The sequence below is a fragment of the Nostoc sp. 106C genome (assembly GCF_002154725.1).
GTDB lineage: Bacteria > Cyanobacteriota > Cyanobacteriia > Cyanobacteriales > Nostocaceae > Aulosira.
Genome location: NZ_MTAW01000219.1, coordinates 18,955 through 34,334 on the forward strand (window position 1 = coordinate 18,955; position 15,380 = coordinate 34,334).

At 40.2% G+C, this 15,380-nt stretch carries 10 protein-coding genes and 1 CRISPR repeat array; of the genes, 5 read left to right on the forward strand and 5 right to left on the reverse strand.

Annotated elements, in window-relative coordinates; all coding sequences use genetic code 11:
* Positions 1-10: 10 nt before the first annotated feature.
* A complete protein-coding gene (gene hppD, locus BV375_RS31890) occupies positions 11-1,114 on the reverse strand; it encodes a 4-hydroxyphenylpyruvate dioxygenase (RefSeq protein ID WP_086768004.1) in 1,104 nt (367 codons plus the stop codon).
* Positions 1,115-1,659: 545 nt separating this feature from the next.
* Here hppD and BV375_RS31895 point away from each other — a divergent pair.
* The 5 genes from BV375_RS31895 to BV375_RS31915 all read left to right on the forward strand — a co-directional run bounded on the left by BV375_RS31895 (position 1,660) and on the right by BV375_RS31915 (position 11,557).
* On the forward strand, positions 1,660-2,154 hold the full coding sequence (locus tag BV375_RS31895) for an Lrp/AsnC family transcriptional regulator (RefSeq protein ID WP_243714112.1): 495 nt from the start codon (positions 1,660-1,662) through the stop codon (positions 2,152-2,154).
* Positions 2,155-2,173: 19 nt separating this feature from the next.
* Complete coding sequence (locus tag BV375_RS31900; protein WP_086768006.1) at positions 2,174-3,043, forward strand: hypothetical protein; 870 nt, start codon at positions 2,174-2,176, stop codon at positions 3,041-3,043.
* Between the two features lie 538 nt (positions 3,044-3,581).
* Positions 3,582-8,885, forward strand: coding sequence for a caspase family protein (locus BV375_RS31905; RefSeq protein WP_086768008.1), 5,304 nt, complete (start codon positions 3,582-3,584; stop codon positions 8,883-8,885).
* Between the two features lie 98 nt (positions 8,886-8,983).
* Positions 8,984-9,757: direct repeats of the CRISPR family, unit length 37 nt; unit sequence GTTTCAATCCCTAATAGGGATTTTAGTTAATTGCAAT.
* Positions 9,758-10,203: 446 nt separating this feature from the next.
* On the forward strand, positions 10,204-10,944 hold the full coding sequence (locus BV375_RS31910; protein ID WP_086768011.1) for a dienelactone hydrolase family protein: 741 nt from the start codon (positions 10,204-10,206) through the stop codon (positions 10,942-10,944).
* Positions 10,945-11,065: 121 nt separating this feature from the next.
* Positions 11,066-11,557 (forward strand): DUF1499 domain-containing protein, encoded by a 492-nt coding sequence (locus BV375_RS31915; protein ID WP_086768013.1) that lies wholly within the window; start codon positions 11,066-11,068, stop codon positions 11,555-11,557.
* Between the two features lie 37 nt (positions 11,558-11,594).
* Here the strand turns inward: BV375_RS31915 and BV375_RS31920 are convergent, their stop codons facing one another.
* The 4 genes from BV375_RS31920 to BV375_RS31930 all read right to left on the reverse strand — a co-directional run bounded on the left by BV375_RS31920 (position 11,595) and on the right by BV375_RS31930 (position 14,704).
* Complete coding sequence (locus BV375_RS31920) at positions 11,595-12,020, reverse strand: hypothetical protein (protein ID WP_086768015.1); 426 nt, start codon at positions 12,018-12,020, stop codon at positions 11,595-11,597.
* Between the two features lie 276 nt (positions 12,021-12,296).
* Positions 12,297-12,440 (reverse strand): hypothetical protein, encoded by a 144-nt coding sequence (locus BV375_RS37380; protein WP_166507581.1) that lies wholly within the window; start codon positions 12,438-12,440, stop codon positions 12,297-12,299.
* A 79-nt stretch (positions 12,441-12,519) separates the two neighbouring features.
* A complete protein-coding gene (locus tag BV375_RS31925) occupies positions 12,520-13,593 on the reverse strand; it encodes an outer membrane beta-barrel protein (RefSeq protein ID WP_086768017.1) in 1,074 nt (357 codons plus the stop codon).
* A gap of 85 nt (positions 13,594-13,678) precedes the next feature.
* Positions 13,679-14,704, reverse strand: coding sequence for a hypothetical protein (locus BV375_RS31930; RefSeq protein ID WP_208099220.1), 1,026 nt, complete (start codon positions 14,702-14,704; stop codon positions 13,679-13,681).
* Positions 14,705-15,380 lie beyond the last annotated feature (676 nt).

Here is a 15,380-nt window from a genome sequence, read left to right on the forward strand (position 1 = left end):
CGTCCTACTTTTAGACGCTTACGAGATTTCCCCGCCGTGCTTGTTCGCGTTCAATAGCTTCAAACAAGGCTTTGAAGTTTCCTTCACCGAAACCCCGTGCCCCGTGTCGTTCAATCACCTCAAAAAACAGTGTTGGTCTATCTTGTACAGGTTGGGTGAAAATTTGTAGCAAGTACCCATCTTGATCTCTATCTACCAAGATTCCTAACTCTGCCAACTTATCTATAGATTCGTCAATTTTCCCTACCCGTTGTTCCAAGTTATCGTAATAAGTTGGTGGGGTGACCAAAAACTCCACACCTGTTGCTTTCATGCGGGTAACTGTTTCAATAATATTGTCAGTTGCCAAAGCTACGTGTTGAACTCCAGGCCCATAGTTATATTCCAAATACTCTTCTATTTGAGATTTGCGTTTACCAGTAGCAGGTTCGTTAATTGGCAATTTAATTTTGCCTGCACCATCTTGCATCACCTTGGACATCAAGGCAGAATATTCTGTAGCAATGGTTTTATCATCAAACTCTACTAAAAGATTAAAGCCCATTGTCTCGGCAAAAAACTGCACCCAGCGTTCCATTGCCCCCAATTCTACGTTGCCAACTACGTGGTCAACGGCTTTCAGTCCTACTCCTTTACTGTTAAGATGCGCCTTAGTTTGAGCCTCAAAACCAGGAGCAAACACACCTGCGTAATCGCTGCGATCGATGAACTTAATAAGAGTGTCGCCGTAACCACGAATCGCAGAATAACGAAATATCCCATAAGCATCTTCTTCTGCGGTGGGAGCAATAACTCCTACAGCACCTCGGCTGGTTGTTTGTTTGTAAGCGCTAACAGCATCCGGTACTTCTAGGGCGATCGCTGCTACACTATCACCGTGTTTCAGTACGCTTTTGGAAATGGGATGATCCGGACTCAGCCCTGTACTTAAAACAAAGTTGATATTTCTCTGTTGCATCAAATATGATGCTGTGTCGCGGTAGCCTGTTTCTAATCCTCTATAAGCTGTGTTAGTAAATCCGAAACACTTTGCATAAAACAGCGCTGCTTGCTTGGCATTTCCAACATAAAATTCCAAGTTGTCAATGCGCTTAATTGGGCAAAAATCGTTCATATATTACTCCTTATAACAAGCTTCTTTAACTGCTGAACTTCCTATCAAGGGAGGTTTTATAGCAGCTTCAACAAGCTTAAATGCAGACAGTTTCAGGTCTTTCATCCTTTAACCAATCATGGACTGGAATGAACGCCTTTTCTTCTACACTGCCTGTGCTAACGATGTAGGCACAGTCTCCTAAAGAAGGAGATTTATATAGATAAACATCTCCCCTTTGGCAAGTTCACCTGATGCCTTGGCAAAAATCTGTCTTTCGTTGCTGAATTTTGAGTTTAGATTATTAACTCTATGCTCCTAATTTAGATTATAAATTTTACTTACGACTATATACAAGTGTAAAATATTAACTTTTAAAATAAATTTAGCATGTAGTTTTAACTACCCTCTAAGGATATTCTTAAAAATAGCAACAAACAATTCCATTTCCTTCTACGTAGAGGAGGAAAGTTGCCATAAAAGAGTTCTGAGTGTTGAGCGAGGATTCCCACTCAGCACTCATTACTCAGGACTCAGCACTAAATATAGGACTGGAGAATGTAAAAGTGAAGCCAATACTCAAAAACTTTGAACAACTCCAACAATTAGATGACATAGACCGACAACTGTTGTGTCTGTTGCAAGAAAATAGCCGTACAACCATTGTGGAATTAGCCCGTCACGTGAATCTCTCAACGCCTGGGTTGCAAAAGAGATTGCGCAAGCTAGAAGAAAAAGGTGTAATTGACCGCTATGTAACTTTGGTAAATCGCGAGGCGTTAGGTTTAGACTTGCTGTGTTTTGCTCAGGTAACCTTAGTAAATCATCAGCCGGAATGTGTGGGAAGGTTTTGCGATCGCGTCAAGGAATTACCAGAGGTTTTAGAATGTCACCATCTTAGTGGAGAATTTGACTACCTATTGAAAATGGTTGTTCCCAACCATCAGCACTTAGCAAAGTTATTGTCAGAGAAAATTACTCGCATTCCTGGTATAGATAGAATCCAGACCAATATTGTTCTTAATGAAATTAAAGCTTCAACCTCGCTACCATTGGATTAAATACAGCAGGTGAAATCCGATGGTTGCATCACTAGAGGCGCTTCTTTCATCAGTTGTGGACTACGCTGGACTGTTTCCGCCAGCAAAGTTGGAATTACAGCCAGCAATGGCAAATTATGCTCAATATCAGACAACTCCCTACGCTTGGATGTTAGGTCGCTTTATTTTGCCAATTTCCCGGTTGCGCGAGTTTGAGCAACATTTACCGGAGAAACCAACAAAATGGTCACTGAGCATAATTATGACTGGAGACGTTAAAGAAGCGATCGCCCAACTACAGTCACTCAACAAAGATAAAATTGCCATTACATCCCTGGAGTTTCCGCCAATTCCACCCACTGAAATCGAAACAATACTTTCCTATCTTCCTGATGGAATAGAATCATTCTTTGAAATTCCTTTTAACAGCGACTTCAAGAGCTATATATCTGTTTTACAACATACTGGTGCAGCTGCTAAAATCCGTACTGGCGGCGTAACAGTTGATGCCTTTCCTAGTGTTACTCAACTGTGTCAGAGTATCTTCACCTTTGCAGCAGCGCAAGTTCCGTTTAAAGCAACCGCAGGACTGCATCACCCATTACCAAGAAAACATCGATTAACGAGTGAAGCAAACAGCCCCATCAGCCTTATGCACGGTTTTTTGAATGTTATAGTCTTGGCAGCACTTGTTTATCAACACAAATTAACGCCAGAGACAGCCTTAGAATTACTTCAAGAATCATCTAAAGAGAATTTTAAAGTTAGAACTGATAGTATCTCTTGGAAAGATTACCAACTGAATATTTCAGAAATCGAAGAAACTAGACAGCGTTTCTTTCGTTCCTTTGGTTCCTGCTCATTTCAAGAGCCAATAGATGATCTTAAGGAACTGGAATTATTAATCTAATTAGCGCTCAATTTGCGTGTTTGGGAAAACTTTTGTATCGGTATTGAATAGTCATACCGCAATTAAGGTGCAGATAAGGCTTTTTTCTCTACCCCTGCCTGCCTCCACAACTTACCTACCGGTTACCAGGTATGTTTGCTGCATAAACAGACAGCATAAAACCTACTATATATAATGTAAATCTTAAGAGGTCATATCATATCCGGCAAATTACTTATGATATGTCATTGCGAGTGCAATGAAGTGGAACGGAGCAATCCCAAAACCTCTGTGATTGCTACTCTTCGAGAACGCTTTCAGCGAACGCTTCGCTCGCAATGACAAGTGTTCAACCGGACATAATATCATTGATATAGTCATACCCATTCGTAATTAAAAAATTCAGATTTAATCTAGATTTTAGATTTCAGAGAATTAGTATAAATATTGAGTGAAATACAGAACTTAGAGATAAAAAATAGATACACAAGCCTGTTTTACTTCTGAATTCTGGCTATTGAATTATGCTGTAATTTCCCATCCAAAAACTAAAATCGGTATGTGTCCACGCGGTGTTAATACCAGTCGCTCAACTCCAGCTAAACAAACAATTGCTCCGAAATTGTGGTTGTTACTTGTGGGTGTCAATCAATACCAAGATGAACAACTTCCTTCTCTACGTTATTCAGCAGTTGATTGTCAGGTATTAGCTGAAGCTTTAGCAGGTGCAACTAAGGAACAGTTTCCGCAAAGACAGGTAAAAATTTATCACGATTTTGCTAACCAGTTACCATTATTAGTAACTGTGCGGGAAAGTTTACGACAAATAGCGGCTGATGCACAACCGATTGACACGGTTCTATTTTATTTTTCTGGTCATGGAATGCTACAGCCAAATACTCAAGAAGCATTTTTGTGTTTGGCAGATACGCAAAAAGATAGTTTAGAACAGACTGGTTTACCTGTCAAAGAACTGTTGACACAGTTAAGTAAAAGTGGAGCGCAAAATCAGTTAGTATGGTTGGATGCTTGTCATAGTGGCGGGATGACTCTTAGGGGAGCCATTGCAGAACCATTACTGAATCCTACTCCGCAATTGGTAGACGCTTTACAACGTAACGCTACTAAAGGTAAAGGTTTTTATGCGTTGCTTTCTTGTGATGTCAATCAGCAATCTTGGGAGTTTCCTGAACTGGGGCATGGAGTATTTACTTATTATTTAATGCGGGGTCTAAATGGTGATGCTGCTGATACCCAAGGTGTCATTTTTGCTGATGGGCTTTATCGCTATGTTTATCATCAGACCTTGCAATATATTGATAAAACCAATCAACAGTTACGATTAATTAATCAGCAGAAGCGCGGCAAAGGAGACACTCAAATTTTTAGCGAATATCCTCTACAAACACCGAAGCGGATTGTCGAAGGAGTAGGGGAATTGCTTTTAGGCTCAATACCTGCGATCGCGCAATCCCATTCTTCTAGAATAGCACTGGTAATTGAGGGATTTAGTGGTTATCAGGCGACTCTAGATTTGAGTAAAGTCTTGGTTAACGCTGGTGATTTTGAGTTGGAATATTTGCCTCGTTCGGGAGAAACAACCGCTAAGGATATTCGCTCTGCAATTCAAGAATGTTTGGGTTCAGTAAATCAACGACGCCACGAAATAATTGAAGAAGCCTCAACTGTATTTTTATATCTACGCGGAAGTTTGGAAGAAACGCCGACTGGGGAAGCCGCATTATTAATATCAGAGGATATTTGGCTAAGTCGTTCTTGGTTAAGGCAACAATTACGCCGTTCGCAAATTGCTCAACAAATCATTATTTTAGATTTTCCTGCCGTTGCAACTGCTGTTTCTTCTCTCAAAGAGTGGGTTGAAGACTTGCAGTTAGAATCGGAAACAGGGCAATGTATTATCGCCGCCACTTCACCAAAAGATAATTCTGAGTTTTTTGCACAAACGCTCATCGAAACTTTAAAAAATGTTAATAAAGCTGCTGGTTTATCTGTAGCTGGTTGGATCACTCAATTACAAGTTCAACTGGCATCACAAATCCAAAGCACGCCGTTTCTACCACTGCATTTTTGGCTATCAGGAACTCAAGGCGTAATTGAAATCATCCCTGCCACAACTGGTGCACGCAGCTATAAAAAAGCAGCATTAGATTTAAAAATTTGTCCTTACCGAGGATTAAAGGCTTTTGCTGAAGAAGATGCTCAATATTTTTTTGGGAGAGAATCTTTAACTCAGCATTTAATTAGTCAAATAGCACATAAATCTTTCTTAGCTGTGGTGGGTGCTTCTGGTAGTGGTAAATCTTCCGTTGTGCAAGCGGGATTAATTGCTCAATTACGTCCAGGTAATTGTTTAGCTGGAAGCGATTCTTGGTTAATTAAAAGTTTGCGTCCCGGTGCGCGCCCCTTGGAGGAGTTAGCGAGACGGTTGGGAGGGGATACGGAGACGCGGAGACGGGGTGACGCGGGGACGCGGAGAGAAGGTAACAAGGAAGAAAATGCTACTTCATCCCCTGACCTCGTACTAGAGGGAATGCTATATCAGGGGGTGGAGGGCTTTGTCTACTGGTTGCGTAGCCGACCTGAGTCTGTGGTGGTTTTGGTGGTAGACCAATTTGAGGAATTGTTTACCCTTGCACCTATTGAAGATAGACAGCGGTTTTTAGAATTGGTGTTGGGAGCAATAGAATATGCTTCTGATAAGTTTAAATTAGTCATTACTTTGCGGGCAGATTTTATCGCTTCTTGTTTGGAAGTCTCTGCACTGGCGAATTTATTGCAAGAATCTAGTGTGTTAGTTCCGCCGCACCTGAGCGATCGCGATTATCGTCGTGTCATTATTAATCCAGCGGAACAAGTGAGTTTAAAAGTAGAACCGGAACTGGTAGAAGTTCTGTTACAGGAGTTAAACCACTCGGCGGGAGATTTACCGTTGTTAGAATTTGTACTAGAGCAGTTATGGGAATTCCGGCAAGAAGGAGAACTGACTCTAGCGGCGTATCAACAACAAGTGGGTGGGATTAAGGGCGCACTGGAACGCAAGGCGCAAGCAGTTTATGAAAGTTTGGATACTCAAGCTCAAGATTGTGCTAGATGGATTTTTCTCTCACTTACCCAATTAGGGGAGGGTACAGAAGATACCAGGCGCAGGGTATTGAAATCAGAGTTAGTAGTGCAAAAATATCCGGCGGCGTTGGTGGAAAGAACACTGCAAGCTTTAACAGCTGCGAAGTTAGTGGTGGTGAATTTGGAAGAGGAGGGGAGTATGAGAGACGCAGGGATGCGGGGAGATGGAGACGCAAAGATGGGAAGATATGGGGATGAAGGAGATGCTCTTATATCTAGTTCGAGTAATCTATCATTAAAATCTCTCCGCGTCTTTGCGTCAGACAGTCTCCCTGTCAGCCCTAATGCGTCGGCTGTAACTATTGAAGTGGCGCATGAAATTTTGATTCGCCATTGGTCAACTTTGCGCTGGTGGTTGGAGGAGAATCGTAGTAGATTGCGATCGCAGCGTCAAATTGAACAAGCGGCAGCTTTATGGAAATATAATCATGAGCAAGCTGATTTTTTGTTGCATGGAATCCGTTTGGCAGAGGCGGAAGAAATTTATGTCAAATATACAGAAGAATTATCTCAAGATGTCCAACATTTTATTGCTGCTTGTTTAGAAGCAAGACAACGGCAACAATTTGAACAAAAAAAGCGACTCCGACAAGCTCAAAAAGCTGTTGCTGTTATTAGTGTTTTAGGTATTGCTGCTAGCGGTTTTGGCGGATTAGCTTATTTCCAAAAACAAGCGGCTCAGTTACGCGAAATTTCTGCTTTGAATGCCTCATCAGAAGCATTATTGTTATCAAATCAGCAACTTGAAGCTTTAATTGCAAGTGTAAAAGCTGGGCGAGAAGTAAAGCAGGTATTTGCGCCAGCTAAAGATATTCAATTAGCAACTGTAGCAACTCTTCAGCAAGGTGTTGAGCAAACTCAAGAACTCAACCGCTTACAAGGTCACAGTCAACAAGTTAATGCTGTTAGTTTTAGCCCTGGCAGCAAAATTATCGCTTCTGCTAGTGATGATGGCACAATTAAATTTTGGAGTTTAAATGGTAAATTAATCAAGACTATTAGTGATAGTAAAAATAGATTTACATATTTAGCTTTCAGTCCCAATGGTGAATTTATTGTTGCTAGTACAGCTAAATACATTAAACTATATACAACTATAGATGGCAAGCTAATCAAAACTTTTAGTGGGCACACTGATATTGTAAATAGTATTGATTTTAGCCCCGATGGGAAGAAGCTTGTTTCTGCTAGTCGAGATAAAACTATAAAGTTATGGCGTATTGATGGGAGTTTAATTAAAACCTGGAATGCTCATAATAGCTGGGTAAATACTGTTAGCTTTAGTGCTGATGGTCAAGTTATTGCTTCTGGTGGTGAAGATAATTTAGTGAAGCTTTGGCAGATTGCAGATGGGAAGTTGCTGCAAACGATGAAAGGGCATAAAGAACGAGTTACTTGTGTGAAATTTAGCCCTGATGGTCAAATCATAGCTTCCGCCAGCGGCGATAAAACCATTAAGTTTTGGAATCGTCAGGGCGAAAATTTACAAACTATTGAAGGTAATACAAATCAAATTAACAGTATCAGCTTTAGCCCAGATGGTCAATTACTCGCTGCTGGTGATGCTGATGCTATATTGAAAATATGGAATATTAAAGATAAATCAGGTATAGAATATAAAATCAAACAAAATTTGAGAGGACATGGCGCACAAATTAATTATATTAGCTTTAGCCCTGATGGTAAAATTATTGCCTCTGCTAGCGTTGACAAAACCGTTAAGCTTTGGCGAGTAAATAATTCTAAACAAACCCAAGATGAGGGTAGTTTTTATAGCGTGAGTGTCAGCCCTGATAACAAGATGTTTGCTGCGGCTGGTTGGGATGGCACAATCAAAATATGGGAAAGTAATAGGAAATTTATCAAATCTATTTCAGGCAATAAACGGATAATTTATACTGTAGATTTTAGCCCCAATAGTAAAATTATCGCTGCTGCTAGTGATGATAAAACAATAAAATTATGGAATATAGCAAATGGTTCTCTACTTCAGACGCTAACAGGACATACAGCGCGAGTAACTAGTATTAATTTTAGTCCCGATGGTAAAATGCTGGCTTCTGGTAGTGCCGATAAAACTATTAAGTTATGGCAAATTGTAGATAGAAAATTACTACAAACTTTCAAAGGACATGCTGATGAAATAACCAGCGTCAGCTTTAGCGCAGATAGTAAAATGCTGGCTTCTGGCAGTTACGATAATACAGTAAAAATGTGGCGACTTGATGGTAGCCTGGTAAGAAGTTTGCAGGGAAATGGACTTGCGATCGCATCTGTCAAATTTAGTCCAGATAACACCATCCTCGCTGCTGCTAGTTTGGACAATACTATCAAACTTTGGAATGTCGCCGACGGAACTTTAATCAGTACCCTTGCAGGACATACTGGTGGCGTAAATAGTTTGAGTTTTCTGCCAAATAGCCAGATATTAGCTTCTGGCAGCGCTGATAGTACGATTAAACTGTGGAATATTAGCGATGCCTACGGCGGTAAACTAGGCACTTTACTAAAAACCCTATTGGGACATCCTGGTAAAATCAATAGCATCAGTTTCAGCCCTGATGGTAAGACGCTAATTAGTGCAAGTGAAGATGCTGGAGTCAGGCTATGGGATTTAGATTTGGATGAGTTGAGGCGGCGCGGATGCTTGCAAATCAAAGATTACCTGCAAAATAATCCCAATGTAAGCCAGAGCGATCGCAATATCTGCAAAGATTGATTGATACAGTTATGAATAAATAACCACAGATGAACACCGATAAACACCGATATGGCGTTGCTGATTGATGGGATGAATTTTGTTTGACTTATTACTTGGTTTTAATCCCTGATAGGGATTTTAGTTAATTGCAATTCTATTAGTCTGCGTGGTAGTTCTGTAAAAAGATATTTAGTTTCAATCCCTAATAGGGATTTTAGTTAATTGCAATATTAGCTTGCAATTGGATAAAGCGTTGCACCATGCGTTTCAATCCCTAATAGGGATTTTAGTTAATTGCAATAACACCTGGTTTAGTTCAGACGAAAAATACAAAGAAGTTTCAATCCCTAATAGGGATTTTAGTTAATTGCAATTCTGCCTCCTGCCTCTCTTACTCATTTAATCAATACAAAGAAGTTTCAATCCCTAATAGGGATTTTAGTTAATTGCAATCACACGAAATCATTGCTGATACCATTGGTGAAGCAGTTTCAATCCCTAATAGGGATTTTAGTTAATTGCAATTTCGCTGTAAAATTTCGTCCTTCAAATTTAGCTCGTTTCAATCCCTAATAGGGATTTTAGTTAATTGCAATTAGGCAATTTAATGTTGTTGAAGACGTACTCTAAGTTTCAATCCCTAATAGGGATTTTAGTTAATTGCAATACTTCCATCTCCTCCAGTAGTAAAGGAAGAAAAATCAATGTGTTTCAATCCCTAATAGGGATTTTAGTTAATTGCAATTCAACGTCGCTTAATTGAAGCCTTCGATAAAATAAGTTTCAATCCCTAATAGGGATTTTAGTTAATTGCAATTTCTATAGTTTCTTCTGATTGTTCCCCGTCCTTAGAGTTTCAATCCCTAATAGGGATTTTAGTTAATTGCAATGGCTCGCAGTTGGAAGCATTGATATATTTGGTTTTCAAGGTGCAGTTGCGTCAACCTCCAATCAAAGTAGCTTTTCGGGCATTGAGTTGTCAAGGGTGTCATGAGGAAAATCACTCCAAAAGCTTGTGTAGTAAGGGTTAGCGAGTTTGCGTCAACCTCAAAGTTGATGTAAAAGCGTTCAAACTCAGAGAGAGTAAGCTTTTGAGGTGCAAAATTTTTCTTGATTTTTTAAACACCTACTGGTTGACGCTAGCTTATCTTACCGTCAGCTTTACAAGGGGATATTTTAGCAATTCGATAAAATTGTTCCAAAATTACTCTTCCTTTCTGGGAGAAAGAGAAATAATGAAAGGATGCTTCCTTTTCCTAAGGGCAGCAAGCTGTTCTCAATTCTAACCCAGTTGTGTAGAAGCTAATGAACGCAGGCATGACACGGAGACAAAAAAGTGCAAATCACTAAGCGCAATGTTGAGTTAAGAGTAAACGACAGTTTAATGCGTGTCTATGTAGCGGCTCCCAAAGCAGCAGGAGTTTATCCAGGTATTGTATTCTACAGTGATATTTATCAGTTAGGTGGCCCAATCATACGTCTAGCTAACTACTTAGCAGGATTTGGTTATGTAGTAGCAGCACCAGAAATTTTTCATCGCCTTGAGCCAATTGGTTTGGTGATTGAACCAGATGATCTCGGTCGGATGCGGGGGAATGATGATGCACGCCGAACTGCGATCGCAGATTATGATGCAGATTCTCGTGCGGTAATTGAATTTCTCAAAACAGAAAGTGCTGTTTCTGCTGATATGATAGGCACTCTCGGCTTTTGTATTGGTGGACATTTAGCTTTCCGCGCAGCTTTTCAAAATGAAATTAAGGCTTCTGTCTGTTGCTACCCGACCGGCATTCCCAGTGGCAAGCTGGGTCAGGGGATAGCTGATACAATCCATCGGGTGAGTGAAATCAAAGGCGAGATGCTATTAGTATTCGGTACTCTCGACCCTCACATCCCAGAACATGACCGACAAACCATAATTAAAGCTCTAGAGAATGCTAATGTACCTCATAAAGTTCTTCTCTATGAAGCAGAGCATACTTTTATGCGAGATGACGGTTATCGCTACGATTCAGCTGCTACTACTGAGGCTTGGTCTGAGATAGTAACTTTCTTGCAACGTATATTTGCAAACTGAAGAAGAAACTTTCAGCCTGAAGTCTTCATTGTGCGATCGCATCTTGTTGAGGCTCGCAACAGGCAACCGAAATGACAGACAATAACTAAGTGCTATTTAAATCTTGAGGAGTAGATTTATGATGTCCGGTTTGCTAAGAGCATTTGCCCAGAGATTTCTGCTGAGTATAACTTGTGTAATATTCTTAACCCTGACTAGTAGTTTAATATTTCCTGCTGCTGCTTGGGCTGTGTCTTCTAGCTTGGGACTTAATAATGGTCATCTTAGTTCTTGTCCAGCTTCAGACAACTGTGTTGTTAGTCAAAACGCTGATTCTAAACACGCCATTGACCCGATTCCTTATCATGTAGACCGCAATGCAGCTAAAGAAACCTTACTCAAGGTTCTTACAGTTGTTCCCCGTACAGAAGTTATAGAAGATACAGATAATTACATCCACGCTCTTTCTAAAAGCCGTATCTTCAAATTTGTTGACGATGTAGAGTTTTATTTTCCCCCTCATGAGTCTGTAATTCATCTACGTTCAGCATCTCGCGTGGGAGAGTCTGATCTCGGTGTTAACCGCAGGCGTTTAGAGCAAATTCGTCTCGCTCTGAAAGATTTAAATATTTGATTTAATCTCACCTGAACTGCTGTAATCGCTACCAGTCTTACAAAGAAAACCGATACAAAATATTTCCCTCTTCATTCACTTCAAAAGAAGCATTGAGTTCTTTAGCTTTATTATCTAAATATTGTTTAGCTTCCTTGATTGATATTTCAGCATTTCTCGCCAGTTGAAAAACCGTTATGCTTCCAGCATTGTTCTCAATTAATTCTAAGAACACTAAGTTAAGACGCTTTTCTTCTGATGCAACAAGTAATGCTTGTTCTTTTCGCTTTTGCTGTGCTAAAGACCAAATCAACCCACCTCCGACGATTGTTGACGGAAGAGTAAGAATAGTTAAAGCAGCTAAAGCATCGTGTTTATCTTTAGGGGTAGTTTTTGGATTGAGAATTTCCACCATCATCCCCACAGAAAATGGAATGCCAAATAATAGAAAACATATTGCCAAAAATTTCTTAATCAGTTTCATACAACCTTTTTGATGTACTACTAAGTATTGAATTTATGAACTATTCAAAATTATTGAACTCTGTAATCTTGTTCAGTTATCCATAACCAATGCTGACTACTTCGCGTGTACATAGGGGAATGCAGAAATAATATCTCTATTATATAACGTATAATAAAATACTTATTATATTAAGATTTTGCTGATGTTTCCTCTGTAAAAATGCTGTCTTTAGGCGATCGCTGTTGGTGATATCAATTCACGAAAATCCTGATCCAGATAGTTTTGTAGAGTGTGTTATCGCGTCATAACCATTTCACAAAAAATATGCTGTAGATGTAGGTTGGGTTGAGGAACGAAACCCAACATTCCAAAGTCTTTTAATTCTTGGGTTTCACTGAGTTCAAACGCCACTTCACTCAAGTCGGGAAACCCGCCCACGTGAGTGGCTCCCCAACCTAAGCATCTGTCTCATTTTTTCCTGAAATTGGTATTAGTACTAACTTTGGCTTCAAGCTATTTAGAATAAAGGCACATTTAACCCTATATTTACTCCTACAGAAAAGTTGTCCAAATCTACCAATGGATCTGACGAGGAGCCGAAAAGGTATGATGCTGAACCACTTATAAATAAGTCGGGGTTAATGTTGTAAATTGCTTCTAAACCTATTTGATTTTGAGTATCAAATCTTTCTTGTTGGGTGAAGTCTTTTAAACTTAAGCGATAGTCTAATGCACCTTGGAGTTGGGGTGTAATGTCATAGCGCAAACGCGCGCCTAAGGTGTTGGCTAAACGATTTTGGTCGCTGGGTGTGGCAAAGCTGGCTCGCAGTTCATAAAATGAATCCAATCTTAGGCGATCGCTTAATTGGTCTTGTCGCCCTACACTTAAGCGAACTGAGTCATCTAATAATAAGCGATCGCCACTACCATCTCTGTAAAGTCTCTCCTGAACCCATCCCAGTTGACCATACATTCCCCTTGTGAGTCGTTGCTGTATTCCCACATTAAAGTTGAGGTAGTTGTAATTAAAGTCTCCGCGATCGGCATATCTCACCAAACCCCCACCCACAGCAGCCACTAATCGCGTATCTTCTGCTAATTTAGGTGTTGCTAGTAGGGTAGCACCATTGATAAACACCGTATCGCTCGGTTGAAATGCTTCAAAACCCGTAATGTTAGAACTGGTAAAGGCTGAGGAACGCAGTAATAACTGCACATCAGGCTGACGGCGCTGGGGTGGTTGTTGTGGACGAGGAGGGATAATTTTAATTTCGCCTAATTCTGCCTCAACATCTTGTGGATCAGTCGCTTGATTTGAGTCAGCAGGAGGGAAATTTGTGGGATTAGTCGGGTCACCTGGAACTACAGGTACTTGGACTATAATTACATTCCCATTCTGCGTTGTATGTTTTGCGCTTTGCTCATTGTGTACAGAATCATTGGTAATTACTTCTGGTATTGGTTTTTGAGAATCTGCTTCTTGAGAAATGGGTAAATTTTCGCTTGGGGTAGGGTTAGCAGCCGCACTATGATCGATGTCCCAAGCCAGCAAGGTAGCTAACGAACAAAGCGCAATCGGAAAAAGACGCATAAAGAATTCAAATTTTAAAGTAAGTAACAGAAAATATCAAACATGGAGTCTAGGTTTTAGCTATTCAAGCTTGATAAGCGATCGCTTATTGAGGTACTTGTCCTCGTCCGCCAGTTTGACCGCCAGTTTGACCTCCGGTTTGACCGCCAGTTTGACCTCCGGTTTGACCACCTGTTTCTCTTCTTGGTGGAGTTACAATATTGCGATCGTCTTCAAATCTCCGCAGTGGGTCATCGGAATTTGTGGTGATACAGTTAGTTGAGAGTGTACTAGCTCCACTACGAGAATTGAGATTACACAAACCTTCAACCCACACTCTTTGCGTTTCTAATCCTGCTAAGGTTTCCTTTCTGACTTTATTGAGGACTACCTGTACATTGGCAGATTCTTGAGATACTAAAGCTTCTTGTCCTGGCCCTAACCCAGCAGCTAGTTGGCTTGTTTGGTAAAACTTCTGTAAGTCAAAGTTTTGTACTGGACTGATTACCCCATTGCGAATTGTTACTGTTTGACCAGCTTTTAAAATTTGGAATTGAGTGCCGTCCAAATTTGATACTTTAACTGGCAGATTGGTTAAATTAAAAGCTTGAGTAATATTAGTTGCGCTGTTATGAGTTACAGCTACGGCGCCACTTGTAGTAGTTGGCGGTAATATATCTGAACCTGGAGGTGGTGCTGCTGCAATTACGTCAATGCGGCTTTGAGGAGTTTCGATTGTAGTTCCCGTACTCCCAGATGGAGTGAGAATTAAGGCAGTACCATTTCTCAGTTCAAAAATAGTTTCTGCTTTGTAAACACCACCAGGCAATTCAAAGCGACGTATTCCTGGCTTAAAACGAAAGGTAGCACTAGAACCAATTCTGGCTAATGAACCTTCATTAAATAATAATTCGGCGCGCGATCGCGATTTTGTCTGAAGTGCATCTAGGGGAACCAACACATCTGCTTTTTTGGCAGTGCGAGGTGGTTTATTTTTCAGCAGCAATTGCACTTGATTCAACAGCTTGTAAACTTCTGCGCGGGTAAGTAAATCTTGCTGCGCCAATGCTGGAGTTATCCAAGATGCTGTGAGAATAATCCCCACAATTATATTTTGAGCTAATGATCGCATCTACCACTCCATCACAACTTGAAATAAAAATCCTAAATATAATTAGAACATTTGTTCTTAGTTTGATCTACAAATAGCGATCGCCTTTTTCCAGATAACTGTTGTTACGTTTGGTAAATTCCCTAACTGTAGAGGCAGTTTCAAGTTTTATTGAGCAAAGAAAGCCAGATTTTTCTATATAATTCATACTTGATTTTTGAAATAATTGTACGTACTGCCCACCTGAGCGGGATTTTGCTGGGTGATGCCTACCCTATATATACTGTTCTCTGTTTACTTTCTATATCTTTTGGTTTCCCTTGCTTTAAGCGTTTGTTGCAATTTCTGAGTGTAAATCTACAAACAAGTAAAGTTTAGTTTCAAGGCGATCCATCATTATTTAACAGTGCTACTTTAATAATATGAAGCTAATAAAGCTTCCCTGGCAGATACAACAGCCAAGTAGGTTAAGTCCCAGTTAGTTAAGAGGTAAAAACGCTGTTACATCATCTGTCTCGTCAACTAACAACAACACCCAACTCGAAAGCTAATATTTCCTCAATTTGATAAAGAGGGGGTAATACAACTAAAACTTAATTACATTGCGAGGATGTAATTAGTCAGTGTAGCCCCGTGTGTCAAGCTAAAACAGAGGAAATCACTAGGCAAGTCGTAGCTTGGGTGTTGTTGTTTTTGG

Coding starts and splice junctions, on each gene's coding strand:
- hppD (WP_086768004.1), bottom strand. CDS start 1,114: ATGAACGATTTTTGCCCAATTAAGCGCATTGACAACTTGGAATTTTAT.
- BV375_RS31900 (WP_086768006.1), top strand. CDS start 2,174: ATGGTTGCATCACTAGAGGCGCTTCTTTCATCAGTTGTGGACTACGCT.
- BV375_RS31905 (WP_086768008.1), top strand. CDS start 3,582: ATGTGTCCACGCGGTGTTAATACCAGTCGCTCAACTCCAGCTAAACAA.
- BV375_RS31915 (WP_086768013.1), top strand. CDS start 11,066: ATGTCCGGTTTGCTAAGAGCATTTGCCCAGAGATTTCTGCTGAGTATA.
- BV375_RS31920 (WP_086768015.1), bottom strand. CDS start 12,020: ATGAAACTGATTAAGAAATTTTTGGCAATATGTTTTCTATTATTTGGC.
- BV375_RS31925 (WP_086768017.1), bottom strand. CDS start 13,593: ATGCGTCTTTTTCCGATTGCGCTTTGTTCGTTAGCTACCTTGCTGGCT.
- BV375_RS31930 (WP_208099220.1), bottom strand. CDS start 14,704: ATGCGATCATTAGCTCAAAATATAATTGTGGGGATTATTCTCACAGCA.